At 42.0% G+C, this 968-nt stretch carries 2 protein-coding genes; both read right to left on the bottom strand.

Going from position 1 to position 968, the window contains the following annotated elements; genetic code table 11:
- Positions 1-111: 111 nt before the first annotated feature.
- Entirely contained in the window at positions 112-426 is a 315-nt protein-coding gene (locus BCT27_RS24255) for a hypothetical protein (RefSeq protein ID WP_102397038.1), read from the bottom strand.
- A gap of 141 nt (positions 427-567) precedes the next feature.
- Positions 568-897 carry a DUF4926 domain-containing protein gene (locus BCT27_RS25940; RefSeq protein ID WP_241908641.1) on the bottom strand — a complete coding sequence of 110 codons (330 nt, stop codon included), beginning with the start codon at positions 895-897 and terminating at the stop codon, positions 568-570.
- Positions 898-968: the final 71 nt, after the last annotated feature.

The raw sequence follows: 968 nt of genomic DNA, 5'->3' as shown, positions 1-968 counted from the left end.
ATATAACGTTCGAATAACGGGCGTTTACTAGTCAAATTTGAATGAAGTGCCTGAATCACGGCATTTCTATGAAAAATGCCCACGAGTAAACGTCCCTCGTTCATTCGCTTGTTATGTGGTAAATCCATCGATACAAACCTTTTCGGTCAACGTAACTACTTGAGCCAACTGACCACCGCTTCCGTGATAAGTTTCGGCTCTCAAACGGATTAGTTGACCGCACGATTTACAAGCAAAATAGTTATTTACGATGTCCCCCCAATACTTACCATTGGAAAATCTTGAAAAGGGCTCACCAAAAGCACCATATCCTAAGTATTTAAGATTTTTGGCTTCAACGTTTTTTCTGACAAGAAGGATCGCTGCAACCAAATCATCTGGGCTGCCAATTTTTAACTTAATTTGTTTGCAACTATCACAACTCATAATTTTTCCCGTTCGGCCACATAACGACGCAATAACGGGCGCTTGTCAAACCACCCAAACTGCTTTAATCCTTTGTATTCAAAGCACCTCGAAAAGCTACCGCGTTGACAAAGCGTCCCGTTGATGGCTTTGTTATGTGATTTACTCATTGCGTGATTGCAACCACTTAATTTGTTCTCTACCGAATGACCCCAACCATTTAGTTGAACCATCACTGAGCACACATTCGATCTCAAAAGCTCGATTATCATGTACCATCACAACTGCACCGCTATCGCCGATCTGGGCTTCTGGAACGTTTTTGTTGAGTGATCTTATCTCGACAACATCATATTCTTTGATTGTTCTGAAACAGCTAATACAAAGGACTTCGCCGGCATCCTCTTTTCTTTTCAACTCCTCAATTGACTCGGAAGAGGTGAATCTTAGATGGAATGATTCGCCGCACCTTGAGCAATTAGTAAAAGCCATGAATCTCCTGTCACATAACGCTGTGATAACGGGCACTTGCCCGCACTAAACCTAACCAAACCTATGTATTC

It is taken from the genome of Enterovibrio norvegicus, assembly GCF_002876705.1.
In the GTDB taxonomy this organism is placed as follows: Bacteria; Pseudomonadota; Gammaproteobacteria; order Enterobacterales; family Vibrionaceae; genus Enterovibrio; species Enterovibrio norvegicus_B.
This window is presented reverse-complemented; position numbering and strand designations above follow the sequence as displayed.